The following is a 26,672-nucleotide window of genomic DNA, read 5'->3' on the forward strand; positions in this document are numbered from 1 at the left end:
GCCCTATCACTTTTCGAATCTCGCTCGGCACCTAGGCAATTGAGAAATATTTCCATTCAGGAGCCGAACTATGTCCCGCACGCTAGACACCTTGTTGCGCCCCAGCCTGTTAGCCATGGCCATCGCCCTCAGCGCCCCGCTGGCCAGCACCACGCTGATCGCCGCCGAGCAAACGTCCAGCGTTCGCGCCTACAACCTGCCGGCCGCGCCGTTGGCCACGACCCTGAACCAGATCGCCAGCCAGGCGGGCCTGGCGCTGGCTCTCAACCCGACGCTGGCGTCGGGCAAGACCTCGGCGCCGGTCAAAGGCCAGTTCGATGCACAGGGCGCGTTGCGTGAGGCGTTGCGTGGCACCGGGTTGCAGCTGGAGCAAAGCAGCGCGGGGACATTTACGTTGGTACCGGTTCCGGAAGGCGTCGTGGCGTTGCCGCAGACCAGCATCATCGCGCAAGGCGACACCGAAAGTGCATGGGGGCCCGTGACAGGCTATCTGGCGACGCGTACCGCCGCCGGTACCAAGACCGATACCGCACTGGTCGAAGCCCCGCGCTCGATCTCCGTGGCTACCCGCGAGCAGATGCAGGATCGCAACGTCCAGAACCTGGATGACGCCGTCAAGTACATGCCCGGCATCGTGTCCGCCAGCTACGGCAGCGACACCCGTTATGACTGGATGCGCGTACGCGGTTTCGAACCCACCCAATTCCTCGACGGCCTGCCATTGCCGCGTGGCGTCTACGCCAACCCGAAAGCCGAAACCTGGAACCTCGACCGCCTCGCACTGCTGCGCGGTCCGGCGTCATCGGTGTATGGCCAAACCCCGCCGGGCGGCCTGTTGGACATGGTCAGCCGCCGCCCCAGTGCGGAGTCGAGCAACGCCATCCAAGTGCAATACGGCAGCGACAACTACCGCCAGATCAACTTCGCCAGCACCGGCAAGACCGATGATGAAGGCCAGTTCCTCTATGGCCTCAGCGGCGTGGTGCGCGATGCCGGCACCCAGGTCGACCATATCGACAACCAGCGCTACAACATTGCGCCAAGCCTGACCTGGAACATCGACAGCGACACCAAGCTGACCTTGCTCTCGCAGTTCACCCGCGACGATACCGGCGCCACCAGCCAGTTTCTGCCGATCGTAGGCACCAAGATCAAATCGCCGCTGGGGGACGTGTCACATCACAAGAACCTGGGCGACCCGGACTACGAATTCTACGACCGCACTTACTACGCGCTGGGCTATGCGTTCGAGCACCGCTTCAACGATACCTGGCAGTTCAAGCAGAACCTGCGTTACACCAAGTCGGAATTGGCGTTCCAGCAATTGACCGTGGGTGCCTTTAGCTATTTCCCGGTTGATGCCGCTGGCAATATCGGCCGTACCTCAACCAACGTTGACGAGAACATCGGCCAATTCGCGGTCGACAACAACTTCCAGGCCGATTTCGCCACAGGCGACGTCACCCACACCCTGCTGCTCGGCCTGGACCATCAACGTACCGACACGTCCTATCTGTCGATTTATGGCTCCGCCGGGACCGTCAACATCTTCAACCCGGTCAACACCCAACCGGTGGAACGCCCTGCGCGCTCAACGGCGTACTACGACTACAACCAGAAAACCGTCCAGACAGGCCTTTACGTGCAAGACCAGATGGCCCTCGACAAATGGCGCCTGACCCTCGGCGGGCGTGAAGATTGGGTGCACCAAGGCACCACCTATTTCAACAAGAACGATGCGACCAATACCGACCGCAGCAAAAACTTCAGCGGTAACGCGGCGCTGAGCTATGTGTTCGACTCAGGCTTTGTGCCTTACCTGTCATACGCCGAATCCTTCCAACCGGCGAGCAACGCCAGCGTCGACCCACTGCAGTCGTACAAACCCACGGAAGGTAAGCAATGGGAGCTGGGGATCAAGTATCAGCCTCCGGGCTCCAACACCTTATTGAGCGCCGCAGTCTACGACCTGACCCAGAAAAACGTGCTGGTCGCCAGCACCGGGGCCGGTGGCCAATCGGTCACAGACCAGACCGGCGAGGTGAAAGTCAAAGGCCTGGAGCTGGAAGCCGTGTCTGACGTCACCGAGAACCTCAAAGTGATCGCCGCGTACACCTTGGCCAAATCCGAAGTACAGAAGGGCAACTTCAAAGGCAACCGCCTGCAACTGATGCCAAACCAGCAAGCCTCCCTGTGGACCGACTACACCTGGCACACCGGCGTGCTCGACGGTTTCGGCGTCGGCTTGGGTGCCCGCTACACCGGCAACACTTACGGCGACCAGGCCAATACCTGGCTGGGCAAGGCCAACGCCTACACCGTGTTCGACGGCACCGTGCATTACGACTTGGGCCGCCTGGACAACAGCCTCAAAGGCGCCTCGCTGAAATTGAACGCCACCAACCTGTTCAACAAGGACTACATCTCCACCTGTGACGCCTCCTACTGCTACTTCGGCGACCAACGCAGCGTCGTCGCCAGTGCCACCTACCAATGGTAATCGGCTGAGTTAACCACCAGGCCGTCCTTCGGGGCGGCTTGGGCGTGTCTGAAGGCTAGAAAATGAAAAGCAAAACCATCCGCCGCTGGTCCTTCATCCACACCTGGACCAGCCTGATCTGCACGGTATTCCTGTTGCTGCTCGCCCTCACCGGCCTGCCGCTGGTGTTTCACCATGAGATAGACCACCTGCTGGGCAACGAGCCCACACTGGCGCAGCTGCCTGCCGATACGCCCCAACTGAATCTGCAGCAACTGGTGGCGAAGGCCCAGGCCCATCGCCCCGGCGAAGCCATGCAATACCTGGCATGGGACGAAGACGACAAGAACGGCGTGATTGCGATCATGGCCGCCACCGCCGGCACCGAGCCCAATTCGTCCCACACCTTCATGCTCGACGCCCGCACCGGTGAAGCCGTGGAAACCCCGGCGGCCAACGGCGGGCTGACGTTGTTCCTGCTGCGCCTGCATGTGGACATGTTCGCCGGCCTGCCGGGCAAGTTGCTCTTGGCATTCATGGGCGTGCTGTTTGTGCTGGCGATTGTCTCAGGCACGGTGTTGTACCTGCCGTTCATGCGCCGCTTGAAGTTCGCCACCGTGCGCAACGACAAGTCCACCCGCCTGCGCTGGCTGGACCTGCATAACCTGATCGGCGTGGTCACCCTGACCTGGGCGCTGGTGGTGGGCGTGACCGGTGTGATCAGCGCCTGCGCCGATCTGATCATCGCCGCCTGGCGCCAGGACAGCCTCAGCGCGATGATCGAACCTTACAAAAACGCCCCGCCGTTGACCCAACGTGCGCCGGCCACGGAGCTGCTGGCGATTGCCGCCAAGGCCGCGCCCGGCATGGAACCGGACTTCATCGCTTTCCCCGGCACACGCTTTTCCAGCGAGCACCATTACGCGGTGTTCATGAAAGGCAGCACACACCTGACGTCCCACCTGCTCACGCCGGTGCTGATCGACGCCAGCACCCTGGCCGTCACCGCCATTGCCGAACGGCCGTGGTACATGGACGCCATGGGCCTGTCCCAACCGCTGCACTTCGGTGATTACGGCGGCATGCCGATGAAGATCCTCTGGGCAGTGCTGGATGTGCTGACGATCATCGTGCTGGGCAGCGGGGTGTACCTGTGGGTCGTACGGCGCAAGGCGGGTAAGGCATGAAGCCGCGTCAGTCGAATTTCTGGAAGGTGTTTGGCCTTCCGCTGGGGATCGGCCTGCTCAGCGCAGCCGGGTTGTTTGCGGCGCTGCTCGGGAATGGGCTGTGGGATTCGCTCAGTTGGGTCGGGTTGGGCATTCCCGCTGCAATTGGCACTTGGGCCTTGCTCAAGCGGTGAGATAGATTATCCCGGCCCTTTCTTGAGGAATGCCCATGTCCGCTCCCAGCATGACTTTGTTCCACAACCCCGCGTCGCCCTTCGTTCGTAAGGTTCGCGTGCTGTTGGCTGAAACCGGCCAGCAGGACCGTGTCACGCTGCAAGGCAGCATGCCGACACCGGTCAACCCGGATACGCAGTTGGTGCAAGATAACCCGGTGGGCAAGATCCCGGCCCTGCGCCTGGCCGATGGCACGGTACTGCACGACAGCCGGGTGATCCTCGACTACTTCGACCACCAGCACGTCGGCACCCCGCTGATCCCACGCGACGGTTCCGCCCGGTGGCGCCGCCTGACACTGGCCTCGATGGCCGACGGCATCATGGATGCCGCCGTGCTGGTGCGCTACGAGACCGCCATGCGGCCGGCGGAAAAGCACTGGGACCAGTGGCTCGACGAACAGCGCAACAAGATCCGCCGCACCCTCGCCGAACTTGAAGCGCATGCCATCGCCGAACTGACCAGCCACTTCGACATCGCCGCCATCAGTGTGGCCTGCGCCCTGGGTTACCTCGACTTCCGTCACCCTGACCTGCAATGGCGCCACGACAACCCGCAGCTTGGCGCCTGGTACGCCGAAGTCAGCCAGCGGCCTTCAATGTTGGAGACGCAGCCACCGGTTTGACCCTGGGCTCAGGTGGCGGGGGAAGAAAGGCCATGATCCTCGCCACCAACTGCGCCTTGATGTGCTGATCCTCACGCAAGCCGATCATTGCACCGCCTCCAGGTCAAACTGCAAGGGCTCGACGAGCTTACGCTTGCCTACGCCATACCAGTCCAATTTGCGCGTCAGCACCATCACCGTGCCCAACAGCCCGAACAGCAACAGCGAGCCCATCAGCAACGCGTAATCCTCGGCACTCAACAGCCCATATAACAAGCCATACAACGCCGCCAACCCTGCCGAGAAGCCCAGGCCATGGGTGACACTGCGCAGCACGTGGCACACATAGAAGCCGATCAACGACACGCAGGCACCGGCGGAGATGAGGTAAGCCATGGCGAAGCCAATGTGCTCGGACAACGACAGCAACAGCAGGTAGAAGAACGCCAGCGCAAACCCCACCAGCGCGTACTGCACCGGGTGTACGGCCAAGCTCTTGAGCACTTCGAACAGAAAGAACCCGGCAAACGTCAGCGCGATAAACAGCAGTGCATATTTGATCGCGCGATCGCTCTTGAGGTACTGGTCCACCGGGTCGATGAAGTTCACGCCGAAACCGCGATTGTTGAAGTCGTTACAGCCCTGGCCATCCAGGCAGGTTTGCAGGGCTTGTTCAAGGTTGGTGGAAAAAAAAGAGGTCTGCCAGTTGGCGGTGAAACCCTTGTCGGTGACCTCCCGCTGGGCCGGCAGGAAATTGCCGATAAAGCTCGGATGCGGCCAGTTGGAAGCCAGGGACACTTGGCTGACCTTGCCCACCGGGACCACTTGCAATTGCTCGGTACCTTGCAGGCGCAGGTCAAAAGCGAAATCCACCACGCTTGGTTTTTTGCTGTCCAGCGCCGGCAGCGTCACGTGGACGCCCTCCCCCAGCCAGTCCACTTGTGAACCAGGCTCGAAGTCCAGGCGCTGGTTACCCAGCTCAAGCTTCAATGCGTTTTCGATGCCGCGAATATCGCTGATACCTACCGCCAGAAACGCCGCTTCAAAGCGGTAATCGGCAAAATCCTCGGTGATGCCCAGTTGTGCAGGCAGCTCGAAACGCCCGTTGAGACGGTTGTCGGCATGGAACAGCCGCGCCTGATAGATGCCTCGCGCACGCAGTTCGGTCTGCACCTTGCCGTCGAGCTCGAAACGATCCGGCAAGAAATACAGACGACCGCGCTCCTCACGGGTTTCTTCGTAGCGCTTATTGAGCTTTTCATTGAGCTTCCACTCACGCACGGTCTTGCGGTAGGGCACCACCATTACCGGCCCCGTGAGGCGCTGGCTGTAGCTGGAGCTGCGGGCGATGTCCATCAATACGCCGTCGCGCAGCTGCTGGCGGTCACTGATAATGCCGTTGATCATCAGCAGCGGAATCAGCAACAACAGCATCAGCAGCGCAATCGCGCCAAGTTTGAAAAGCAGACTGCGGTTCATGGGGCTCTCCCTGTTTTTGATGGGGAGAGACTGCGTTACGCGTGTGGGAGATTTATGTAGGCAATGTGGAGACTGTGTGGAGATGCAGCACCACCTGCACACCGCCCGGCACATTGCCGATCTGCAACGCGCCGCCGTGCAACTTCATCACTTCCTCAACAAAATTGAGCCCCAGGCCGGTGCTTTTGCGCCCGCTGCCCGGGCGTGGCAGTGAGTAAAAGCGTTCGCTCAAACGTGGCAGCGCATACTCGGGAATGGGCGCCGCCTGGTTGAACAGGCTCACCTGCACGTCGTTGTGCAGTGTCTGTGCGCTGAATCGCAGGGCGCCACCGGGTGGCGTGAAGTCCAAAGCGTTATCCAGCAGATTGCCCAGGGCCTGGCGTAACAGGAAAGGTTCGCCGTACACCCTCACTTCTGCGCCAATCAGTTGCTCGATACGCAAACCCGCGCCTTCGATGCGCGCGCATTGCGCCTTGAGCACCTCGTCGACAATCGCTGCCAGCGCGATGCTTGCCTGTTCTTCCAGACCCTGGCGTTGCTCGACTTGTGCCAGGTTCAGCAGCCGTTCGATCAGTTGCTGCAGGCGTGCACTTTCACTGTCGATATTGCCCACGAAGCGCTGCTGTTGCTCGCGGGTCATATCGCCCTGCAGCAACTCCGCCGCACCGCGTATCGCCGCCAAGGGGCTTTTCAATTCGTGGGTCAAGGTGTGTACGTAATGTTCGACGTAGGCCTTGCCTTCCAACTGCGTGCGCATGTGCTCCACCGCCGTGGACAGCTGCTTGAGTTCACCGCCGCGGTAATGCGGCAACTCGGCACGCCGCCCCTCGCTGACGGCCTCTGCGTAAGCCGTCAAACGGCGCAGGGCGACGCTTAGCCACCACGACAACACAGCCCCGAGCAACAGGCCCAGCACCACCAACCCGGCGCCGTACCACAGCAGGCGCCGTTCGGTGCGGTCGACATAGGGCTGCAACGAGCTGTTGGGCTTGGCCACGGTGACCACGCCGATGATCTGACCGTTGTCGCGGATCGGCGCCCCGACGTGCATCACCGAGGACGTCGGATCGTCCGGCGTGCTACGGGTGGAGCGGGCGCCGTATTCACCGCGCAAGGTCAGGTACACATCGTTCCATTGCGAATAATCCTGGCCCACCGCTTCGCCGCTGGAGTCGAGCAGCACGATGCCCTTGGCGTCGGTTACGTAAATGCGGTGGTTGACCTGATTCTTCGGCAGCCCCCAGATGGTCGCGCCCGGCTGGCGATTGCCGTAGGCCTGGAGTAACTGCGGCCAATGGCTCTCGCCGAGAGTGCCGTTCCTGACGTCATCGCGCAGGATCTCGGCCAGCAGGTTGGCGGTGTCCACCAGGGTCTCTTCGGTGGACTGTCGCACGCCGGGGCGGATTTCCTTCATCACCGTGTTGAGCACGAAATAACCGGTCAGTCCGATGAACAAGGCGTACACCAGGAAGATCCGCAGCCCCAGGCGCATCAGCTATGGCCCGGACTGTAGCTGTAGCCCAGGCCACGATGGGTCTGGATCGGTTCAGCATCCGCCGCGATGCCGCGCAGCTTGCTACGCAGGCTTTTGATATGGCTGTCGATATTGCGCTCGTAGCCGGCATCGGCGGCTACACCCACTGCATCGAGCAACTGCTCGCGGCTGAAGACGCGTTCGGGCTGCTCCAGAAGGCTGTGCAAGAGGCGAAACTCGTGCCGAGTCAGGCTTAGCGGCTGGCCGCGATACTGAATCTGCATGCGCTCCAGGTCCACCTGGAATGAAGTCGGCGCCACGCTGGGGCCGACCCGTTTGAGAATCGCCTTGACCCGCGCAGCCACTTCCCGAGGGCTGAACGGCTTGACCACATAATCGTCGGCACCGATCTCCAGCCCCACCACTCGGTCGATTTCACCATCCCGGGCACTTAGAAACATCACCGGCACTTCCGTGAAGCGGCGCAGTTGCTTGCAGGTTTCAAAGCCACTGATGTCCGGCAGCCCGATGTCGAGGATGATCAGGTCCGCCGGGGTCTGGCGTTGATAAGCCAACGCCTCCTGGCCAAGACTCAGCCACGTGGTGCCGAAGCCCTCGCCTTGCAAGGCGAATATCAGCGTATCGGCAATCGCCGCTTCGTCTTCGACAATCAGGATGTGCGGCATGGGCTCGATCAGCAGTCGGGTTTGTCGGCAGTGTAACGGCGGGCCGGGTTTACCGCTGCGCCGAATTCACGCAACGCCTTGGCACCGATCAACAGCGGGTAATTGAAGCTGCTGCGGTCGGTGAGGTTGACCTCGACCGTGCGCTTGACGTTGCCCAGGCACATCTCCAGGTCGATGACCGGGCGCTTGGCCACTGTGGCGTCGTCCTTGTCCTCGTCCTCATCGGCGCGACTTTTGATCTTGCTGATACGCGACACCTTGTGTTCAAACACCTTGTCGCTCGCCTCCTTGCCACCGAGGCGGAAGCGTACCCAGTCGTCGCCGTCACGCTGGAAGGTTTCGATGTTGCGCGCCGACAGCGACGCGGTCAGTGCACCGGTGTCCATCTTGGCCTTGAAGGTTTGGCCGATCTCCGGCAACTGAATGTATTCGTAACGACCGTAGAGGGTCGGTTCGGCGGCCATGACAGGCAAGGCGACCAGGGCGAGCGAGGCAAGGAGCAGTTTCACGGAATGATTTCCTCGAAAGAAGTAGGCGGATTCTAGACCGCAAAAGTGCTGCTGAGTTAGCTCGCTCAACCATACCCGGCACATTGTGAAACATTCGTCCGGCAAGATGCGATTTGGCCTCTAGACTCAGCTTGCTTATCATGGCCCGCCCAGACAATTCCAAGAGTTGCTTATGCGCCGCCTGCTCACCGGCTGTTTTGTCACACTGCTGTTATTGCTCAACACCCTGGTGCTGTTCGGACCGTTGATGGTGTTTGCCCTGCTCAAACTGGTGGCCCCCGGTCGCTTTCGCGACTACGCCTCATGGGCGGTGATGTGGATTGCCGAAACCTGGGCCGAGATCGACAAACTGATCTTTTCGCTGTGCATCCCGACCCAATGGGACATTCGCGGCGGTGATGACCTGCGCGGTGACACCTCCTACCTGGTCATCGGCAACCATCAATCCTGGGTCGATATCCCGGCGCTGATCCAGGCGTTGAACCGACGCACGCCGTTCTTCAAGTTCTTCCTTAAAAAAGAACTGGTCTGGGTACCCTTCCTGGGGCTGGCCTGGTGGGCGCTGGATTACCCGTTCATGAAACGCTACACCAAGGCGTTCCTGGCCAAGCACCCTGAATTGGCGGGGCAGGACTTGAAGATCACCCGGCAGGCTTGCGAACTGTTCAAGCGCCAGCCGGTGACGGTGGTCAACTACCTGGAAGGTACGCGCTTCAGCGAGGCCAAACACAAGCAGCAGGATTCGCCCTTCACGCGGCTGCTCAAGCCCAAGGCGGGCGGCGTGGCATTTGTATTGGCGGCCATGGGCGAACAGCTGGACGCGATCCTCGACGTGACGGTGGTCTATCCGCAGCAGAAGATTCCGGGATTCTGGGATTTGATCAGCGGCGCGGTGCCGAAAGTGATCATCGATATCCGCACCCGTGAACTGGACCCGGCGTTGTGGCAGGGGGATTACGAGAACGATCCGGCCTTTCGCCAGACCGTCCAGAACTGGGTGAACCAGCTCTGGAAGGAGAAGGACCAGCGCATACAACAGCTGTTATCGGATTAAGCTGCGCCTTACTGGAGAAGCAGCCTTTTCTCCAGCATCATCAGGCCAAGGGATGCAGGCGTTTCAGTCAGCTTACTGGGATGAATAAACTCAGGGGTTGATGAAGCAATCAACTCTTCATCCGATAGACGCTTGTCAATGTCCACTTGAAGCCCGGCGCCCCGCACGGCCTGTGCCAGCTCATCCGCTGAAGGGGTGTCGCTCAAGCGCTGCCCCAGGGGATGGTGGTACCTGCGAACCATCGTGTCTTGCTTGGCAACAGCATCCGCGTGTTCCTGTGTACATTGATAACTTGCTTTGCCTGGCCCGGATGCAGCAGCGGCGCCGCTGGCGATCAGTCGGAAGGCGTCATTGAGGCTCGATGCATGAATAATGTTCATATGAAATGTTCTACCTGAATGGATTGAAGAATCCGCTCCGGCAACGCTACGCGCCGGAACGGTCTCCCTGGGTGGTAAAACATCCCATACGGTTCAACGAAAAATGTTGCACAACATTCTCAAAATTCTTCGGATCGGGTCGCGTCAACTCCCCCAGACACTGCCCAGGCTTTGCAGCAAGGAACCGCCCACGCCTTGGTCGCCCAGGTATTTGAGGATCACCGGCGCAAACTGGCCGACCATTCCACTGTCCATACCCAGGGCGCTGAATGCGGTGTTCAGGTCGTTGGTGTTTTTCACATTACCCAGCAGGCCATCCAGGCCGCTGGTCTTGCTGCCGCCGCTCTGGCCGAGCATGCCGCTCAAGGCGCCCAGGCTGCCCAGGGAGTTGGTGCCCGACAGCTTATCCAGGCCTGGAACGCTCTTGCCCAGCTGCGAATAGTCAGTGCTGCTCAGTTGATTCTTGGCCAGGCCCAGCATGGCGCCGGTACCGCCGATCGCTTGTTCCGGGGTGACGTTCAGTTGCGAGGTCAGCGCCTGCAGCAGGCCGGCGGTCTGGGAGCTTGGCGCTGCGGCAGCCGCCTTATTGTTGCCCTGGGCGCCGGAAACGGCGTTGGCCACGTCGCCCAAGCTGAAACCTGCGGCAAACACCGGGCTGGCAGCCACGGTCAACAGGCATGACAGGGCAAAACCGCGTGAAATCTTCATCAAGACAACCTCAGAATGTATGAGCTAAAAAGCAGGCGTTTGACTGACATCCCTGGAGGAATGTTCCCACTCACAGATTAGTTCAGAATATTTTGCATCCGATTTACCTGCGCCCGCTAACACCCGGCCTGCACCAGCCGCAGTCGTGAGCCATTCCGACGAGGTGCGGCGCCCATATCACCGGGCTCAGGAACCCATCGCCATTGGCAAGGTCCATGAACTGACTACAAAATTTGTCAGGAACAGACTTATGACTGCGATCCAACCCCAAGTAATTGAGCACAAACCCTCATTCTGGAGCGGCCCTCGCCTGTTCATCGGCGCCTGCGCAGTGGTGGTTGCCGGCATCGGCGGCGCCCTTTATACCCAGGACAACGTCAAAGCCGCCGCCACCCTGGTGACCACCGAACAACAACCGGCCGCGCAGATCATGGCGCACAAGGATTACCTGGAAGTGCAGCCGATCGCCGCCACAGCCCCGGCACCGGACCACAGCCTGGAGCTGTGGGCAATCCCCGAGGGCGGAACGCCTGTGTCACTGGGCCTGTTGCCGGAAGACGGCAAAGGCATCATCGGCCTTAATCCTCGCCAGCAGGAATCCATCAGCAAACCGGTAGAGTTGATGGTGAGTGCGGAAACCAAAGGCGGCTCGTTGAGCAAACAGCCGACGGGGCCGACGGTGTACCAAGGGGCGCTGGCGGCTCGATAACGCCATAGCCTGAATGCGCAAGCCATAAGGGCGGTCCTCGGACCGCCCTTTTTGCATCCAGGGTAATCTGCGGTAGCAGCTTTCACAGGAACGAAAGCCCCACAGCCTCCCACCCAGGTTCGCCTCCCGCGAACCGACAACCGCGCAGGCTTACCCGTTAACAAGGAGTTAGAACTATGGTAATCGGCCCTCTGCTTTATGCTGCGCGCACCCAGTTGCTGCCGCCCCCGCCTCCCGGCATCAACCAATGCCCTGCGACACAAAATATCCAATCCACGCTCTACACAGACCCTGATCTGCCGCCCCCTTACGGCGACGGTTATCAATACACGGCCACTGCCAACGGCAAGACGTGGTCAGGGCAAACGGCGGCGACCCACGATGATTACCTGGCACCTGAATACGCACTGAAGCCCGAGGCCATCCATGAACGGAACGGCAAGCTCCTGTGTGATTACGGTGGCAATCGCGTGGTCAAAAACGGGGAAGTGGCCAACCCCTACCTGAGGCTTTCGGCACTCAAATGATCAAAAAAATGGCGACCTCCGGGGTTAATGCCAGCCAGTTAAGAGTGAACGCTGTATGTGTGGCGAGGGAGCTTGCTCCCGTTGGGTCGCGAAGCGGCCCCGTTCTTTGGTTTACAAAGCATGGGACTGCTGCGCAGTCCAACGGGAGCAAGCTCCCTCGCCACAGGTTACTTTTTAGCCTTTCCTTCTTAACTGACAGGCATTAACCCCGGGGGTCGCCATTTTTCAGCATTGCACTTTATGCCGCACTGAACAGTTTGTGCGGGTCAATCACAAACTTCTTCGGCACGCCCGCATCGAACTCACCATACCCACGCGGTGCGTCATCCAGGCTGATCACCTGCACGCCGACGATCTCGGCAATGTTGATGCGGTCCCACATGATCGCCTGCATCAGTTGGCGGTTGTACTTCATCACAGGCGTTTGCCCAGTGTGGAAGCTGTGGGATTTGGCCCAGCCCAGGCCAAAGCGGATGCTCAGGCTGCCCATTTTCGCAGCGGCATCCACCGCGCCTGGATCTTCGGTCACGTACAGGCCCGGAATACCAATCTTGCCCGCCACGCGCACCACACCCATCAGCGAGTTGAGCACAGTGGCCGGCGCTTCGGCTTTCACACCTTCGTGGCCGTGACCACGGGCTTCGAAACCTACGGCATCGACGGCGCAGTCCACTTCAGGCTCACCCAACAATGCGGCGATTTGTTCGTGCAGTGGAGTGTCTTTGGACAGGTCAGCGATTTCAAAACCCTGGGCCTTGGCGTGGGCCAGGCGGACCGGGTTGACGTCGCCAATGATCACCACCGCCGCGCCCAGCAGGCGTGCAGAGGCGGCAGCGGCCAGGCCGACCGGGCCGGCGCCCGCGATGTACACGGTGCTGCCCGGCCCAACGCCCGCAGTGACGGCGCCGTGGTAGCCGGTAGGCAGAATGTCGGAGAGGCAGGTCAGGTCGCGGATTTTCTCCATGGCCTTGTCGCGGTCCGGCAGTTTGAGCAGGTTGAAGTCGGCATAGGGCACCAGCACGTATTCGGCCTGGCCGCCGGTCCAGTCGCCCATGTCGACATAACCATAGGCGCCACCGGCACGGGCCGGGTTGACGGTGAGGCACACCCCGGTGTGTTGCTCTTTGCAGGAGCGGCAGCGGCCGCACGCTACGTTGAACGGCACCGACACCAGATCACCGATCTTCAGGTTCTCGACGTCGCTGCCCTTCTCGATCACTTCACCGGTGATTTCATGACCGAGCACCAGGCCGGTCTGGGCAGTGGTACGGCCGCGTACCATGTGTTGGTCGGAGCCGCAGATGTTGGTGGAAACCACGCGCAGGATGACGCCGTGCTCAATCTTCCTGCCACGGGGGTCCTGCATTTTGGGATAGTCGATTTTCTGCACTTCGACTTTGCCGTTGCCGAGATACACGACACCACGATTACCAGACATGTCAGTCACCTCTATATTTATCGTTGTTAAGAGAGTGGAATGAGCTTCAAGCGGCCAGCTACAAGCCGCAAGAAGTGTGCAGAGCCGCTTTTTCCTGCGGCTTGAAGCTTGCAACTTGCCACTACAGGACGACCGTCCTGTTAGCGTTCAAGAACACACGTCTTTCAATGTGATAACCCACAGCTCGAGCCAATGTGAGTCCTTCGATATCCCGTCCCTTGGCAATCAAATCCTCGGGATAATGGCTGTGATCCACCACCTCCACACCCTGGGCAATGATCGGCCCCTCATCCAGATCGTTGTTGATGTAATGCGCCGTGGCCCCCACCAACTTCACGCCCTTGTTGTACGCCTGGTGATAAGGCTTGGCGCCCTTGAAGCCCGGCAGCAACGAGTGATGAATGTTGATGGCCTTGCCATCCAGCTTGCGACACAGTTCCGGCGACAGCACTTGCATGTAGCGCGCAAGAATCACCAATTCAGCGCCGGTGTCTTCAACCACCTGCCACACCTGACGCTCCTGGGACGGTTTGTCATTGGGGTCGAGGGGGAAATGGTAGTAGGGAATCTGGTGCCAGTCGGCCAAGGATTTCAAATCGGGGTGATTGGACACCACCGCCACTACGTCCATCGACAGTTGACCAATGCGCTGGCGGTACAACAGGTCGTTGAGGCAGTGATCGGCCTTGGAAACCATGATCACGACTTTTGGCCGATAATTCGGCGCCGTCAGCTCGAAGATCATGCCGAAGGCCTCACCACGCGTGGCCAGGCCCTCGCGGAAAGCCTGTTCATCAAATCCGTCGGGCTGACGGAATTCCACGCGGATGAAGAACCGTCCCGAGAGCCGGTCATCGAACGAGTGGTGCTCGGTGACATAGCAGCCCTGTTCGAACAGGTAGCGGGTGACCGCGTCCACCGTGCCGAGCACGCTGGGGCAGTCGGCGGTCAAAATCCATGTATCGGGTGCGCGGCTCATGGGGCATTCCTCAGGCTTGAACGCTCAGGCCAAATTCGGCAGATGCATCCTGCAACCACAACCACCAGTAATCCGAGAAGCTGCGACGAATCACCAGTTCCCAGGTGTCTTCAGCGGTGTGGCGGATCACCAATTGCGACTTGGCGAACACCGTACCCACTGCCTTGCCTACCGGGAAGTTGTTGGGGTGCACGTCGTAGCTGGTGGACTTCATCAGCACATCGCGCACATTCGGGCCGCTGAGTTCAAGGATCTGCTGGCCGCCACTGACATTGACGATCTGGATATGCAGGTCGCCCAGGGCGGCGCGCAGGTTTTGCTCGGCGGCGAACTCTTCACCGCTCGGCACAACGAGCAGCCACTCATCCGGGCCGAGCCATTGCAGGCTGGTTTCGCCCTTGACGATGACTTGCAGGGCACCAGGCAGTTCGATGCCGAGCGCCTTGTGCACGCCGGCAGCGAAGGCGGCATCGTGGCCGTCGCCGCGGATGGTCAGATGGCCCAGGAGTTTCTTTTCACGCACGATCACGCCGGCGTTCTTGCGACCTTTGCCGACCAGGCTGGCGAGGTCGGCATGGTGCAACGACGACTCGGCCTTGGCGCCGGTGGTGGGGCGTTGCTGGTATACGTTGGCTGCTGTCATAGAGCACCTGTTCTGAATTCTGTGGTGACTGTTCCGGCCTCATCGCGGGCAAGCCCCCTCCCACCTCTGGAATGCACTCCAATGTGGGAGCCGGCTTGCCTGCGATGCAGGCGCCTCGGTCTATCAAATGTTCTGACGATCGCCTTTCGGGTCGAAGAACACCGAAGACACAATCTCCGCCTCGATCACGCTGCCATCCGCCTGCGGTGAGAACACCCGCTCGCCGATGCGCTTCAAGCCGCCCTTCACCACCGCCATCGCGAACGAATAGCCAAGGGAGTTGTGGGCGTAGCTCGAGGTCACATGACCGACCATCTTCATCGGGATCGACTGCTTCGGATCGAACACCAACTGCGCGCCTTCCGGCAGCCACACTTTTGGATCGACCGGCTTCAAGCCCACCAGCTGCTTACGCTCTTCACGCACGCAGTCTTCACGGTTCATGCCGCGCCAGCCGATCCACGAGAACGGCTTGGTACGCCCGACACACCAGCCCATGTTCAGGTCATCCGGGGTCATCGAGCCATCGGTGTCCTGGCCGACGATGATGAAGCCCTTCTCGGCCCGCAGGACGTGCATGGTTTCGGTGCCGTACGGGGTCAGGTTGTACTTCTTGCCGGCCTCGACGATCTTCTCCAGCACGCCCATGGCGTAGTCGGCCTGCACGTTGACTTCGTACGACAGCTCACCGGTAAACGAGATCCGGAACACACGAGCCGGTACCCCGCCGACCAGGCCTTCCTTCCAGGTCATGAACGGGAAGCCATCCTTGTCCAGGTCGATGTCGGTGACTTCAGCCAGCAGCTTGCGGCTGTTGGGGCCGGACAGCGTCATGGTCGCCCAGTGGTCGGTGACCGAGGTGAAGTACACCTTGAGGTCCGGCCATTCGGTCTGTTGGTAGATTTCCAGCCACTGGAGCACGCGAGCGGCGCCGCCGGTGGTGGTGGTCATCAGGAAGTGGTTGTCGGCGAGACAGGCGGTGACGCCGTCGTCGAAGACCATACCGTCTTCCTTGCACATCAGGCCATAGCGCGCCTTGCCCACATCGAGCTTGGTCCAGGCGTTGCTGTAGATGCGGTTGAGGAACTCACGGGCATCCGGGCCTTGAATGTCGATCTTGCCGAGGGTGGACGCATCCAGCAGGCCGACGCTGTCGCGCACGGCCAGGCATTCGCGCTTGACCGCGGCATGCAGGTCTTCGCCGTTGCGTGGGAAATACCAAGGGCGTTTCCACTGGCCGACGTCTTCAAACTCGGCGCCGTTCTTGACGTGCCAGGCGTGCAGCGCGGTGTAGCGGACCGGCTCGAAGATGTGCCCACAGTGGCGGCCCGCTACCGCGCCGAAAGTCACCGGCGTGTAGTTGGGGCGGAACATGGTGGTGCCCATCTGCGGGATGGTCACGTTCAGGGAGCGAGCGGCAATCGCCAGGCCGTTGACGTTACCCAGCTTGCCCTGGTCGGTACCAAAGCCCAGTGCGGTGTAGCGTTTGACGTGCTCGACCGACTCGAAACCTTCGCGGGTCGCCAGTTCGATGGCCGCGGCAGTGACGTCGTTCTGCAGGTCGACAAATTGCTTGGGTGCCCGCGCGGTGGCTTTTTCGTGAGGCACCTGGAACAGCGCCAGGGTCGGCTCTTCCAGACGGCTCAAGGCTTTGGGCAGCGTGCCTTCCACCGGTGCAAAACCGGCTTCGCTGGCTGCGCGTACGCCCCCTTCAAAACCGTCGGCCAGGGAATCGCCAAGGCCGTAGACGCCGTTGATGCCGCCGACACACACACGTTTCTGCGGTGCTTCGCCCGGTACAAAACCGAGGATATCTTCACGCCAGGTCGGCTTGCCGCCCAGGTGCGAGGCCAAGTGAACCACGGGGCTGTAGCCGCCTGAGCTGGCGACCAGGTCGCAGTCCAGCCACTCGCCGGGGCTGGTGACCTTATGGGCCTTGACGTCGATGGCCGCCACACGGGCGCCGGTCACATGCTTGCTGCCACGGGCTTCGATCACGGCGCTGCCGGTGAGGATGCGGATGCCTTTGGCGCGGGCTTCTTCAACCAGGGCACCGCGTGGGTTGTGGCGTGCATCGGCTACGGCCACCACTTGCAGGCCCGCGTCGAACCAGTCCAGCGCCACGCGGTAGGCGTGATCGTTGTTGGTCGACAGCACCAGTTTTTTACCGGGTGCCACGCCATAGCGGCGCACGTAGGTGGAGACCGCACCGGCGAGCATGTTGCCCGGCACGTCGTTGTTGCCGTACACCAGCGGCCGCTCGCAGGCGCCGGTCGCCAGCACCACTCGCTTGGCCCGTACACGATGGATACGCTGACGCACCACGCCAATCGGCGCGCGGTCACCGAGGTGATCGGTGAGGCGTTCGTGAATGGTCAGGAAGTTATGATCATGGTAGCCATTGACGGTAGCGCGGGGCAGCAGCACCACGTCCGGCAGGGCCTTCAATTCGGCGATCACACTGGCGACCCATTCCATGGCCGGTTTGCCGTCGAGGCTTTCGCGGGAGTCGAGCAGCGAGCCGCCGAACTCTTCCTGCTCATCGGCAATGATCACCCGAGCGCCACTGCGCGCGGCAGCCAGTGCAGCGGCCAGGCCGGCAGGGCCTGCGCCGACCACCAGCACGTCGCAGTGACGATTCATGTTGTCGTAGGTGTCCGGGTCGTTCTCGGTCGGCGAGCGGCCGAGGCCTGCAGCCTTGCGGATGTACTTCTCGTACGTCATCCAGAACGATTGCGGGTACATGAAGGTTTTGTAGTAGAAACCCGGCGGCATCAGCTTGCCGCCGACCTTGCCGAGGATGCCCATCATGTCATTGTTCACGCTCGGCCAACCGTTGGTGCTGGTGGCGACGAGGCCCTGATACAGCGCCTGTTGCGTGGCGCGCACGTTGGGAATCTGGGTGGCTTCGGTGGCGCCGATCTGCAGCACCGCGTTCGGCTCTTCGGCGCCGGCGGCGAAGATGCCCCGAGGGCGCGAATATTTGAAACTGCGGCCGATGATGTCGACGCCGTTGGCCAACAATGCGGCGGCCAGGGTGTCACCTTCAAAGCCTTTGTAGCTCTGGCCGTTGAAGGTAAACGTGAGGACTTTATTACGGTCGATGCGGCCACCGTTGGACAGGCGATTGGTCTGGCTCATACCTTCTCTCCAGAGGCCTTGGCGGTGAATTGTGGCTTCTCACCGATCTTGTAGGTTTCAAGAATTTCGTAGGTCACGGTATCGCGCGTGGCGTTGAAATACTGGCGGCAACCGGCAGCATGAATCCACAGCTCGTGGTGCAGGCCGCGCGGGTTGTCACGGAAGAACATGTAGTCGCCCCACTCTTCATCGGTGCAGGCGTTCGGGTCCAGCGGGCGCGGGATGTGCGCTTGGCCGGACGCATGGAATTCCTCTTCGGAGCGCAGTTCGCCACAGTGAGGACAGAAGATATGCAACATAGGAAATTTCTCCTGTTAGTGGGCGACGGCCGCAGCGCCGTGTTCATCGATCAACGCACCGTTGTGGAAACGGTCGATGGAGAAAGGTGCGGCCAGCGGGTGCATTTCACCCTTGGCCAGGCTGGCGGCAAACACGTTGCCTGAGCCCGGTGTGGCCTTGAAGCCACCGGTGCCCCACCCGCAGTTGAAGAACATGTTCGGTACCGGGGTTTTGGAAATGATCGGGCACGCGTCCGGCGTGGTGTCGACGATGCCGCCCCACTGACGGTTCATGCGCACGCGCGACAGCACCGGGAACATCTCGACGATGGCCTGGATGGTGTGTTCGATGACCGGGTACGAACCACGCTGGCCGTAGCCGTTGTAGCCGTCGATACCGGCGCCGATCACCAGGTCGCCCTTGTCGGACTGGCTGATGTAACCGTGCACGGCGTTGGACATGATCACGCTGTCGATAATCGGCTTGATCGGCTCCGACACCAGGGCTTGCAACGGGTGGGACTCGATCGGCAGGCGGAAGCCGGCGAGCGACGCCATGTGCCCCGAGTTACCGGCGGTGACCACACCGACGCGCTTGGCGCCGATGAAGCCTTTATTGGTTTCCACGCCGATGCACACGCCGTTTTCCTTGCGAAAGCCGATCACTTCGGTCTGCTGGATCAAGTCCACGCCGAGTGCGTCGGCCGCACGGGCAAAGCCCCAGGCCACGGCATCGTGACGGGCCACGCCGCCGCGCCGTTGCACGGTGGCGCCGAGCACCGGATAGCGGGTGTTTTTCGAGCAGTCGAGGTACGGGATCTCGTCGGCCACTTGCTTGGCGTTGAGCAGCTCGCCGTCCACGCCGTTAAGGCGGTTGGCGCTGACACGGCGCTCGGAATCACGGATGTCCTGCAGGGTGTGGCACAGGTTGTACACGCCACGCTGGGAGAACATCACGTTGTAGTTCAGGTCCTGGGACAAGCCTTCCCACAGTTTCATCGCGTGTTCGTACAGGTGCGCCGACTCGTCCCACAGGTAGTTGGAACGCACGATGGTGGTGTTGCGCGCGGTATTACCGCCGCCCAACCAACCTTTCTCGACCACCGCCACATTGGTGATGCCGTGTTCCTTGGCCAAGTAGTAGGCGGTCGCCAGACCATGCCCGCCACCGCCGACGATGACCACGTCGTAGACCTTCTTAGGGGTCGGCGTGCGCCACATCTTCTGCCAGTTTTCGTGGTGGCTGAGTGAGTGTTTGAAGAGGCCGAAGCCCGAGTAGCGTTGCATAGTCATTACTCCAAAACCGCGCTCAGCGATAAACCGGGAAATCAGCGCACAGGGCAGACACGTGCTTGGCCACGTTGGCCTCGACATCGGCATCGCCGAGGTTGTCGAGGATGTCGCAGATCCAGCCGGCCAACTCGATGCATTGCGGCACCTTGAAACCACGCGTGGTCACCGCCGGGGTGCCGATGCGCAGGCCCGAGGTTACGAATGGCGACTGCGGGTCGTTCGGCACGGCGTTCTTGTTGACGGTGATGTGGGCACGCCCCAGGGCCGCGTCCGCCTCTTTGCCGGTGAGACCCTGACGGATCAGGCTGACGAGGAACAGATGGTTGTCGGTACCACCGGACACTACATCGTAGCCGCGCTTGATAAACACGCTGGCCATGGCCTGGGCGTTATCGATCACTTGTTGCTGATAAGCCTTGAAACCAGGCTCCAGTGCTTCCTTGAAGCACACGGCCTTGCCGGCGATGACGTGCATCAGCGGGCCGCCCTGGGCGCCGGGGAACACGGCAGCGTTGAGTTTTTTCTCGATCTCTTCGTTGGCCTTGGCCAGGATCAAACCGCCACGCGGCCCGCGCAGGGTCTTGTGGGTAGTGGTGGTGACCACGTCAGCGTACGGCAGTGGGTTCGGGTACAGGCCAGCGGCAACCAGGCCGGCAACGTGGGCCATGTCGACGAACAGCAGCGCGCCGACCTTATCGGCGATCTGGCGGAAGCGTGGGAAATCCAGGGTCTTGGAGTAGGCAGAGAAACCCGCCACGACCATCTTCGGCTTGTGCTCAACCGCCAGGCGCTCGACTTCGTCGTAGTCGATCAGGCCAGTGTCGGTGTTGATACCGTACTGCACGGCGTTGTACAGCTTGCCCGAGGACGAAACCTTGGCACCGTGGGTCAGGTGGCCGCCGTGGGCCAGGCTCATGCCCAGAATGGTATCGCCGGCATTGATCAGCGCCAGGTACACCGCGCTGTTGGCGGAGGAACCGGAGTGTGGCTGCACGTTGGCATAATCGGCGCCGAACAGCTGCTTGGCGCGCTCGATGGCCAGGGCTTCAACCTTGTCCACGTGCTCGCAACCGCCGTAGTAGCGCTTGCCCGGGTAGCCTTCGGCATACTTGTTGGTGAGGCCGCTGCCTTGGGCTTCCATCACGCGTTTGCTGGTGTAGTTCTCCGACGCGATCAGCTCGATATGATCTTCCTGGCGCTGCTCTTCGGCACTCATCGCCGCCAGCAGTGCGTCGTCATATCCCTGAATCTGGTCTTTTTTGCTGAACATCGCGTCTCTCCCAGCCTTTCGTATTGGTGAGGCCCATACAGGCCCTTTGATGCGATGGTAGGGCTGGCGCAGACAGGTCAAATGCCTACGCACGCCACGCAAAGGTGCGTTTACGACATTAGCGAAACAACACCAAATAAATGTGGCCGGGGTTAGGCGATGATCTGGCGGACGAGTAGCAGCAAGAGGAAATGCAGGGGATAGAGGACGTAGGCCCAACGGCGCATGGCAGGGGGCCTGGCGCTTTTCCCATGTCGTAATAAGACCAGCCCGGCCAATGGCGCAATCAGGCACATCACCAACCCGAGCATGGCAATCAGGCTGCCGTTATTGAGCAGAATCTGCCATTGGTTGGCGGCGACACAGACCACGCCGGGTAATACGCTGAAATACCATGCGCGACTGAACACCAACAGCATGGCCAACGGCAGCAACACACCAAAGAAACCGAACATCAGGTGTGTCGAGAATATGACCGCTATCGTGACGGCAATCAGCGCCAATGTTCGATCAAAAAGCGCCTTCTGCTGCCATCCTCGGGCAACCAGTAGGCCAAGTATCAGGGTCGGCAAAACGTTCAACGTATCGGCATCATCGATAAACATTCGATACGGCACTTCACTGATCACACTGAACAGCAACAGCCAGCCCAGGTAACGCCATTGGCCGCTCACGGGAGCGTTTCTGACGCGATGCAAATTCGCCGCAATCGCCAGGCAAAACCACGGGAATGCCAGGCGCCCCGGCACATACAGGCCATCGAGGCTCAAACCGACATAGCGCAGGTGATCCAGGACCATGCTCAGCAGCGCCAGCCACTTGAGCAGGTCCAAAGCGCCATCACGGACGCGTCCGACATCCAATGTTTCGGTACCGTGCATAATTCCCCAGTAACTCTGCATTTACAGCGCGTGCGTACGCCCGACAATCTTGGTTACAGTGCGCACCAACATCGACCACAGGAATGGGCCATGACCGACAAGAGCCAACAATTCGCCAGCGACAACTACTCCGGGATTTGCCCGGAAGCCTGGGCCGCCATGGAACAAGCCAACCAGGGCCATCAACGCGCCTACGGCGATGATGAATGGACCCATCGCGCCGCCGACGGTTTCCGCAATTTGTTCGAAACCGACTGCGAAGTGTTCTTCGCCTTCAACGGCACCGCGGCCAACTCACTGGCGCTGTCTTCACTGTGCCAGAGCTACCATAGCGTGATTTGCTCGGAAACCGCCCACGTCGAAACCGACGAATGCGGCGCACCGGAGTTTTTCTCCAACGGCTCGAAGCTGCTCATCGCCCGCACCGAAAATGGCAAGCTGACCCCGGAATCAATCCGCGAGATCGCCCTCAAGCGCCAGGACATCCACTACCCCAAACCCCGTGTGGTCACCCTGACCCAGGCCACCGAAGTCGGCAGCGTGTACACCCCGGATGAAATCCGCGCCATCAGCGCTACCTGCAAGGAACTGGGCCTGAACCTGCACATGGACGGCGCACGCTTCTCCAACGCCTGCGCCTTCCTCGGTTGCTCCCCCGCCGACCTGACCTGGAAAGCCGGTGTGGACGTATTGTGCTTTGGCGGCACCAAAAACGGCATGGCCGTGGGTGAAGCGATCCTGTTCTTCAATCACAAGCTGGCTGAAGACTTCGACTACCGTTGCAAACAGGCCGGCCAACTGGCCTCGAAAATGCGCTTTCTCTCCGCCCCGTGGGTGGGCCTGCTGGAACACGACGCCTGGCTCAAACACGCACGCCACGCCAACCACTGCGCACAACTGCTGAGCAGCCTGGTGGCGGATATTCCCGGGGTTGAATTGATGTTCCCGGTACAGGCCAATGGCGTGTTCCTGCAGCTCTCGGAACCGGCCATCGCCGCGCTGACGGCCAAGGGCTGGCGCTTCTACACCTTCATCGGCAAAGGCGGCGCACGCTTCATGTGTGCGTGGGATACCGAGGAAGAGCGTGTAAGAGAATTAGCTGCGGATATTCGGACAGTGATGGGCGCCTGAACGTAGCGAATACTGGCGCAATGCCGAGTCTGTCATTTGATATTTCTGACAGCAGCAGGCTGTATTTTCATTGACTAGCCTCTTGGAACCCGAAAGGAAAAGGCCGCATTCAGAGGCTAATGCCAGTCAGAAGGCTTTTTGCAGGAGCGAGCTTGCTCGCGAAAAACTCACAGGCGCCGCGTTCATTCAGGCAACACGCGTTACCGTTGACGTTTTTCGCGAGCAAGCTCGCTCCTACAGAAGGCGCTTACGCTTAATTGCCTGGCATTAGCTGCAGAGGCCGCCTTTCGGGACGACCACCTGCCGAATCATCGGCCGGAAACGGACATCCAGCAGAGGCTAACCCCATGGAATACCAGAGCAACGGCAACACCCTGCAAGGCGACGGCAGCATCAGCACCACGGTGATTGACTGGGATGAGTTCAGGAAGCACGCAAAAGTCGGGGACACCATCCGCGAACCGTCGAGAACCTTGAGGATCTACGACAAAGTCTATGAATTGACAGCTTCAGGCCAGAACTTCGTGGTTCATCTCTACGCTCAGTAACCGTTAACATCCTGTGTGGGAGGAATCTTGCTCCCACACAGGAATATGCCCCACTTGAGCAGGTTGTTAATCAGAACTCGATACGCACATCGCCCTTCGGCACACTGCAGCACGACAGGATGTAACCCTCGGCTTCGTCTTCCTCGGTGATCCCGCCGTTGTGCTCCATCTCGACTTCCCCACCCAACTTCATCACCTTGCACGTTCCGCAGATGCCCATGCCGCAAGCTTTGGGGATCAGCAGGCCAAGCTTGGCCGCCGCTGCGTGCACGGTTTCGCCCGGCGCCACGCGGATGCTTTTGCCCGAGGCAATGAATTCCACCTGATGCAGGTCAGCCAGATCGGGTTCCGGTGCTTCGGCGGCTTGTTCGGCCTGCTCCACCGCATCGGCTCGGGCTTCAGGTGGCGTGGCCCCAAACGATTCTTCGTGGTAACGCGCCATGTCGAAACCGGCGGCCTCCAAGAGGCGCTTCACTGCATTCATGTACGGCGTAGGGCCGCAGCAGAACACTTCGCGCTCCAGGAAGTCCGGCACCATCAGTTCGAGCATTTTGTGGTTCAGGTAACCGCGGTACCCCGCCCAGGGCTCACCCAACCCATGCTTCTCACAAATCAGGTGCAGGCTGAAGTTATCAATCCGCGACGCCATGTGTTCCAGCTCGCGGTGATAGATGATGTCCTTGGGCGAGCGAGCGCTGTGGATAAATGTCATGTCGACGTTAGCGTTGGTGTCGTAGAACCAACGGGCCATGGACATCACTGGCGTGATGCCGACGCCGCCGCTGAGATACAACACTTTCGGGCTCGGAAAGTCGATGGCGTTGAACAGCCCGACCGGCCCGTGCACCGCCAGCTCCTGGCCTTCATGCAGGGTGTCGTGCAACCAGTTGGACACGCGGCCACCCGGCACACGCTTGATCGTCACCGAAAAGCTGTAGGGCACCGATGGCGAACTGGAAATGGTGTACGAGCGCATGATTGGCTGCCCGTCGATTTCCAGTTCCAGGGTGACGAATTGTCCCGGCTTGAAAAAGAACAGGATTGGCTGGTCGGCCATGAAGCAAAAAGTGCGCACGTCCCAGGTTTCCTGGATGACTTTGACGCAACGGACGATGTGTCGACCATTGGCCCAGGTCTGAGTAGTTACCGGGTTCAGGAAGTTATTGGACATGCTGTTCTCCGTAGCCGTAGGTCGGCCTGATGAAGGCGATTTTGCGTAACGCCGAATGCGCCCATTTACCTATCTGCGACATTCACATACTTATCGCGACCAGCCCCCATACCACGGGGGTTGCGCGTCGGGATCAGAGTGGGCCATGTCGCTAATGGACAAGGTTCTGGCCTTCAGCGGCCCCACACTCACGCCCAACAACCACGCTTTCTTTACGCCTTGCGTAGTACAACCGTAGCCACTATTCGCCGGCCACATTGAATGGCCATGAGGACACATACGATGGACGTCACCGCAACCTTAAGCTTGGGCGATCCGCTGGAACCCGCACGCAAGGCCACCGCGCAAATGCTGCAAGAACGTGAGCGCACCTTTTCGCTGCCGCAACCGTTCTACTCGGATGAACGACTGTTCGATATCGACATGCAGGAAATCTTCCAGAAAGAGTGGTTGATCGCCGGCATGACCTGCGAGATCCCCGCCAAGGGCAACTACCTGACCCTGCAAGTGGGCAAGAACCCGATCATCGTGATCCGTGGCGCCGAAGGCGTGGTGCATGCGTTCCACAACGTGTGCCGTCACCGTGGCTCGCGCCTGTGCACCAGCGACAAGGGCAAGGTCGCCAAACTGGTCTGCCACTACCATCAGTGGACCTACGAGCTGGACGGCCGCCTGCTGTTCGCCGGCACCGAGATGGGCGCCGACTTCGACATGAAGCAGTACGGCCTGAAACCGGTGAATGTGAAGACCGCCGGCGGCTACATCTTCATCAGCCTGGCCGAAAATCCGCCGGCCATCGATGACTTCCTGTCGACCCTGAACCACTACATGGAACCCTACGACATGGAAAACACCAAGGTGGCGGTGCAAACCACCTTGATGGAAAAAGCCAACTGGAAGCTGGTGCTGGAGAACAACCGCGAGTGCTACCACTGCAACGCCTCGCACCCGGAACTGTTGAAAACCCTGCTGGAATGGGACGACGTCACCGACCCGCGCGCCGACCAGGCGTTCAAGGACCACGTTGCCGCTTCCGCCGCTGCCTGGGATGCCGAGAAAATCCCTTACGCCCACGCCAGCTTCGGCTTGCGTAACCGTATCGTGCGCATGCCGCTGCTCAAGGGCACCGTGTCGATGACCATGGACGGGAAACAGGGCTGCGCCAAACTCATGGGGCGCATCAAGAACCCGGACCTGGGCTCCATGCGCATCCTGCACCTGCCCCACTCGTGGAACCACTGCATGGGCGACCACATCATCGTGTTCACTGTGTGGCCGATCAGCGCCCAGGAAACCATGGTCACCACCAAGTGGCTCGTACACAAGGACGCCGTGGAGGGTGTGGACTACGACGTGGAGCGTATGCGCCAGGTGTGGGACGCCACCAACGACCAGGACCGACGCCTGGCCGAAGAGAACCAGCGCGGCATCAACTCCACCGCCTACCAGCCTGGCCCGTACTCCAAGACCTACGAGTTCGGCGTGGTGAACTTCGTGGATTGGTACAGCGAACGCATGTTGAACAACCTCGGCGCAGCCCCAGCCCCTTACCTCAAAGGCGTGGCTGCACACGAATAACCGATACCCACAGCTCAAACATGTTGGAGGGGGCTTGCTCTACTACCCGTCAGTTAAGAAGTAGAAAGGCGACAACGTAACCTGTGGTGAGGGAGCTTGCTCCCGTTGGACTGCGCAGCAGTCACATGCTTTTTAAACAAAGCGGGGCCGCTTCGCGGCCCAACGGGAGCAAGCTCCCTCGCCACAGATACAGCGTTCTCCCTTAACTGACTGGCATGAGGGCAAGCCTCCTCCCACAGTTGAAGCTCACACTGCTTAATATTTGATCAAATCTCTCGCAGACCACTGCCAGCCTGCCTTACAGCCGTTACC

General features: G+C 60.5%; 25 protein-coding genes. 10 read left to right on the plus strand and 15 right to left on the minus strand.

Translation table 11 applies throughout. The annotated features are described in order from the left end of the window. The first annotated feature begins 70 nt into the window (after positions 1-70). The 4 genes from M5B97_RS24360 to M5B97_RS24375 all read left to right on the plus strand — a co-directional run bounded on the left by M5B97_RS24360 (position 71) and on the right by M5B97_RS24375 (position 4,504). Positions 71-2,500 (plus strand): TonB-dependent siderophore receptor, encoded by a 2,430-nt coding sequence (locus M5B97_RS24360; protein ID WP_248732918.1) that lies wholly within the window; start codon positions 71-73, stop codon positions 2,498-2,500. A 62-nt stretch (positions 2,501-2,562) separates the two neighbouring features. Continuing rightward, positions 2,563-3,666, plus strand: coding sequence for a PepSY-associated TM helix domain-containing protein (locus M5B97_RS24365; RefSeq protein WP_248732919.1), 1,104 nt, complete (start codon positions 2,563-2,565; stop codon positions 3,664-3,666). Further along, complete coding sequence (locus M5B97_RS24370; RefSeq protein WP_148046912.1) at positions 3,663-3,839, plus strand: DUF4175 domain-containing protein; 177 nt, start codon at positions 3,663-3,665, stop codon at positions 3,837-3,839. Before M5B97_RS24365 ends, M5B97_RS24370 begins: the two co-directional genes overlap by 4 nt. A gap of 35 nt (positions 3,840-3,874) precedes the next feature. Further along, positions 3,875-4,504: a glutathione S-transferase gene (locus M5B97_RS24375; protein WP_248732920.1), complete on the plus strand. Its 630-nt coding sequence runs from the start codon at positions 3,875-3,877 to the stop codon at positions 4,502-4,504. Positions 4,505-4,588: 84 nt separating this feature from the next. Here M5B97_RS24375 and creD read toward each other — a convergent pair whose 3' ends face one another. From creD to M5B97_RS24395, 4 genes are read right to left on the minus strand one after another with little or no spacing between them, the layout of a single operon-like run. Continuing rightward, the gene (gene creD / locus M5B97_RS24380) at positions 4,589-5,962 is read right to left on the minus strand and encodes a cell envelope integrity protein CreD (RefSeq protein WP_248732921.1); all 1,374 of its coding nucleotides are present in this window, start codon (positions 5,960-5,962) and stop codon (positions 4,589-4,591) included. 52 nt (positions 5,963-6,014) lie between these two features. Continuing rightward, on the minus strand, positions 6,015-7,454 hold the full coding sequence (gene creC, locus M5B97_RS24385; protein ID WP_248732922.1) for a two-component system sensor histidine kinase CreC: 1,440 nt from the start codon (positions 7,452-7,454) through the stop codon (positions 6,015-6,017). Then, a complete protein-coding gene (creB, locus tag M5B97_RS24390; RefSeq protein ID WP_248732923.1) occupies positions 7,454-8,122 on the minus strand; it encodes a two-component system response regulator CreB in 669 nt (222 codons plus the stop codon). Before creB ends, creC begins: the two co-directional genes overlap by 1 nt. Before the next feature lie 8 nt (positions 8,123-8,130). Next, the gene (locus M5B97_RS24395) at positions 8,131-8,631 is read right to left on the minus strand and encodes an ATP-dependent zinc protease (RefSeq protein ID WP_123717268.1); all 501 of its coding nucleotides are present in this window, start codon (positions 8,629-8,631) and stop codon (positions 8,131-8,133) included. A gap of 172 nt (positions 8,632-8,803) precedes the next feature. On the opposite strand from M5B97_RS24395, the gene M5B97_RS24400 reads away from it, so the two are divergent. Further along, entirely contained in the window at positions 8,804-9,685 is an 882-nt protein-coding gene (locus tag M5B97_RS24400; RefSeq protein ID WP_248732924.1) for an acyltransferase, read from the plus strand. Between the two features lie 8 nt (positions 9,686-9,693). Here the strand turns inward: M5B97_RS24400 and M5B97_RS24405 are convergent, their stop codons facing one another. Then, the gene (locus M5B97_RS24405) at positions 9,694-10,065 is read right to left on the minus strand and encodes a hypothetical protein (RefSeq protein WP_248732925.1); all 372 of its coding nucleotides are present in this window, start codon (positions 10,063-10,065) and stop codon (positions 9,694-9,696) included. Positions 10,066-10,209: 144 nt separating this feature from the next. Beyond that, the gene (locus M5B97_RS24410) at positions 10,210-10,773 is read right to left on the minus strand and encodes a DUF2780 domain-containing protein (RefSeq protein ID WP_123717265.1); all 564 of its coding nucleotides are present in this window, start codon (positions 10,771-10,773) and stop codon (positions 10,210-10,212) included. 163 nt (positions 10,774-10,936) lie between these two features. On the opposite strand from M5B97_RS24410, the gene M5B97_RS24415 reads away from it, so the two are divergent. Both M5B97_RS24415 and M5B97_RS24420 read left to right on the plus strand, forming a co-directional pair. After that, positions 10,937-11,482, plus strand: a complete 546-nt coding sequence (locus M5B97_RS24415; protein ID WP_248732933.1) for an anti-sigma factor — start codon at positions 10,937-10,939, stop codon at positions 11,480-11,482. 176 nt (positions 11,483-11,658) lie between these two features. After that, the gene (locus M5B97_RS24420) at positions 11,659-12,009 is read left to right on the plus strand and encodes a hypothetical protein (RefSeq protein WP_248732926.1); all 351 of its coding nucleotides are present in this window, start codon (positions 11,659-11,661) and stop codon (positions 12,007-12,009) included. A gap of 238 nt (positions 12,010-12,247) precedes the next feature. Here the strand turns inward: M5B97_RS24420 and fdhA are convergent, their stop codons facing one another. The 8 genes from fdhA to M5B97_RS24460 all read right to left on the minus strand — a co-directional run bounded on the left by fdhA (position 12,248) and on the right by M5B97_RS24460 (position 21,932). Then, positions 12,248-13,447, minus strand: coding sequence for a formaldehyde dehydrogenase, glutathione-independent (fdhA, locus tag M5B97_RS24425; RefSeq protein WP_016972852.1), 1,200 nt, complete (start codon positions 13,445-13,447; stop codon positions 12,248-12,250). Between the two features lie 121 nt (positions 13,448-13,568). After that, positions 13,569-14,426, minus strand: a complete 858-nt coding sequence (gene purU, locus M5B97_RS24430; protein ID WP_248732927.1) for a formyltetrahydrofolate deformylase — start codon at positions 14,424-14,426, stop codon at positions 13,569-13,571. 10 nt (positions 14,427-14,436) lie between these two features. Further along, the gene (gene soxG / locus M5B97_RS24435; protein ID WP_123717261.1) at positions 14,437-15,069 is read right to left on the minus strand and encodes a sarcosine oxidase subunit gamma family protein; all 633 of its coding nucleotides are present in this window, start codon (positions 15,067-15,069) and stop codon (positions 14,437-14,439) included. Positions 15,070-15,192: 123 nt separating this feature from the next. After that, complete coding sequence (locus M5B97_RS24440; protein ID WP_248732928.1) at positions 15,193-18,210, minus strand: sarcosine oxidase subunit alpha; 3,018 nt, start codon at positions 18,208-18,210, stop codon at positions 15,193-15,195. Beyond that, positions 18,207-18,509, minus strand: a complete 303-nt coding sequence (locus tag M5B97_RS24445) for a sarcosine oxidase subunit delta (protein WP_027605979.1) — start codon at positions 18,507-18,509, stop codon at positions 18,207-18,209. The genes M5B97_RS24440 and M5B97_RS24445 overlap by 4 nt, the downstream gene beginning before the upstream one ends. Before the next feature lie 15 nt (positions 18,510-18,524). Beyond that, positions 18,525-19,775 carry a sarcosine oxidase subunit beta gene (locus M5B97_RS24450; RefSeq protein ID WP_010207084.1) on the minus strand — a complete coding sequence of 417 codons (1,251 nt, stop codon included), beginning with the start codon at positions 19,773-19,775 and terminating at the stop codon, positions 18,525-18,527. A 22-nt stretch (positions 19,776-19,797) separates the two neighbouring features. After that, positions 19,798-21,051, minus strand: coding sequence for a serine hydroxymethyltransferase (glyA, locus tag M5B97_RS24455; protein WP_248732929.1), 1,254 nt, complete (start codon positions 21,049-21,051; stop codon positions 19,798-19,800). A gap of 152 nt (positions 21,052-21,203) precedes the next feature. Then, the gene (locus tag M5B97_RS24460) at positions 21,204-21,932 is read right to left on the minus strand and encodes a TraX family protein (RefSeq protein ID WP_248732930.1); all 729 of its coding nucleotides are present in this window, start codon (positions 21,930-21,932) and stop codon (positions 21,204-21,206) included. Positions 21,933-22,022: 90 nt separating this feature from the next. Between M5B97_RS24460 and M5B97_RS24465 the strand changes: the two genes are divergently transcribed. Further along, complete coding sequence (locus M5B97_RS24465; RefSeq protein WP_248732931.1) at positions 22,023-23,063, plus strand: low specificity L-threonine aldolase; 1,041 nt, start codon at positions 22,023-22,025, stop codon at positions 23,061-23,063. Between the two features lie 347 nt (positions 23,064-23,410). Next, positions 23,411-23,611 carry a hypothetical protein gene (locus M5B97_RS24470; protein WP_123717255.1) on the plus strand — a complete coding sequence of 67 codons (201 nt, stop codon included), beginning with the start codon at positions 23,411-23,413 and terminating at the stop codon, positions 23,609-23,611. A 70-nt stretch (positions 23,612-23,681) separates the two neighbouring features. Here the strand turns inward: M5B97_RS24470 and gbcB are convergent, their stop codons facing one another. Next, positions 23,682-24,782, minus strand: coding sequence for a glycine-betaine demethylase subunit GbcB (gene gbcB / locus M5B97_RS24475; RefSeq protein ID WP_123717254.1), 1,101 nt, complete (start codon positions 24,780-24,782; stop codon positions 23,682-23,684). A 282-nt stretch (positions 24,783-25,064) separates the two neighbouring features. Between gbcB and gbcA the strand changes: the two genes are divergently transcribed. Next, positions 25,065-26,360: a glycine-betaine demethylase subunit GbcA gene (gbcA, locus tag M5B97_RS24480; protein WP_123717253.1), complete on the plus strand. Its 1,296-nt coding sequence runs from the start codon at positions 25,065-25,067 to the stop codon at positions 26,358-26,360. Positions 26,361-26,672: the final 312 nt, after the last annotated feature.

The sequence above is a fragment of the Pseudomonas sp. MWU13-2517 genome, assembly GCF_023242545.1.
In the GTDB taxonomy this organism is placed as follows: Bacteria; Pseudomonadota; Gammaproteobacteria; order Pseudomonadales; family Pseudomonadaceae; genus Aquipseudomonas.

Coding starts and splice junctions, on each gene's coding strand:
- M5B97_RS24360 (WP_248732918.1), top strand. CDS start 71: ATGTCCCGCACGCTAGACACCTTGTTGCGCCCCAGCCTGTTAGCCATG.
- M5B97_RS24365 (WP_248732919.1), top strand. CDS start 2,563: ATGAAAAGCAAAACCATCCGCCGCTGGTCCTTCATCCACACCTGGACC.
- M5B97_RS24370 (WP_148046912.1), top strand. CDS start 3,663: ATGAAGCCGCGTCAGTCGAATTTCTGGAAGGTGTTTGGCCTTCCGCTG.
- M5B97_RS24375 (WP_248732920.1), top strand. CDS start 3,875: ATGTCCGCTCCCAGCATGACTTTGTTCCACAACCCCGCGTCGCCCTTC.
- creD (WP_248732921.1), bottom strand. CDS start 5,962: ATGAACCGCAGTCTGCTTTTCAAACTTGGCGCGATTGCGCTGCTGATG.
- creC (WP_248732922.1), bottom strand. CDS start 7,454: ATGCGCCTGGGGCTGCGGATCTTCCTGGTGTACGCCTTGTTCATCGGA.
- creB (WP_248732923.1), bottom strand. CDS start 8,122: ATGCCGCACATCCTGATTGTCGAAGACGAAGCGGCGATTGCCGATACG.
- M5B97_RS24400 (WP_248732924.1), top strand. CDS start 8,804: ATGCGCCGCCTGCTCACCGGCTGTTTTGTCACACTGCTGTTATTGCTC.
- M5B97_RS24405 (WP_248732925.1), bottom strand. CDS start 10,065: ATGAACATTATTCATGCATCGAGCCTCAATGACGCCTTCCGACTGATC.
- M5B97_RS24410 (WP_123717265.1), bottom strand. CDS start 10,773: ATGAAGATTTCACGCGGTTTTGCCCTGTCATGCCTGTTGACCGTGGCT.
- M5B97_RS24420 (WP_248732926.1), top strand. CDS start 11,659: ATGGTAATCGGCCCTCTGCTTTATGCTGCGCGCACCCAGTTGCTGCCG.
- fdhA (WP_016972852.1), bottom strand. CDS start 13,447: ATGTCTGGTAATCGTGGTGTCGTGTATCTCGGCAACGGCAAAGTCGAA.
- purU (WP_248732927.1), bottom strand. CDS start 14,426: ATGAGCCGCGCACCCGATACATGGATTTTGACCGCCGACTGCCCCAGC.
- soxG (WP_123717261.1), bottom strand. CDS start 15,069: ATGACAGCAGCCAACGTATACCAGCAACGCCCCACCACCGGCGCCAAG.
- M5B97_RS24440 (WP_248732928.1), bottom strand. CDS start 18,210: ATGAGCCAGACCAATCGCCTGTCCAACGGTGGCCGCATCGACCGTAAT.
- M5B97_RS24445 (WP_027605979.1), bottom strand. CDS start 18,509: ATGTTGCATATCTTCTGTCCTCACTGTGGCGAACTGCGCTCCGAAGAG.
- M5B97_RS24450 (WP_010207084.1), bottom strand. CDS start 19,775: ATGCAACGCTACTCGGGCTTCGGCCTCTTCAAACACTCACTCAGCCAC.
- glyA (WP_248732929.1), bottom strand. CDS start 21,051: ATGTTCAGCAAAAAAGACCAGATTCAGGGATATGACGACGCACTGCTG.
- M5B97_RS24460 (WP_248732930.1), bottom strand. CDS start 21,932: ATGCACGGTACCGAAACATTGGATGTCGGACGCGTCCGTGATGGCGCT.
- M5B97_RS24465 (WP_248732931.1), top strand. CDS start 22,023: ATGACCGACAAGAGCCAACAATTCGCCAGCGACAACTACTCCGGGATT.
- M5B97_RS24470 (WP_123717255.1), top strand. CDS start 23,411: ATGGAATACCAGAGCAACGGCAACACCCTGCAAGGCGACGGCAGCATC.
- gbcB (WP_123717254.1), bottom strand. CDS start 24,782: ATGTCCAATAACTTCCTGAACCCGGTAACTACTCAGACCTGGGCCAAT.
- gbcA (WP_123717253.1), top strand. CDS start 25,065: ATGGACGTCACCGCAACCTTAAGCTTGGGCGATCCGCTGGAACCCGCA.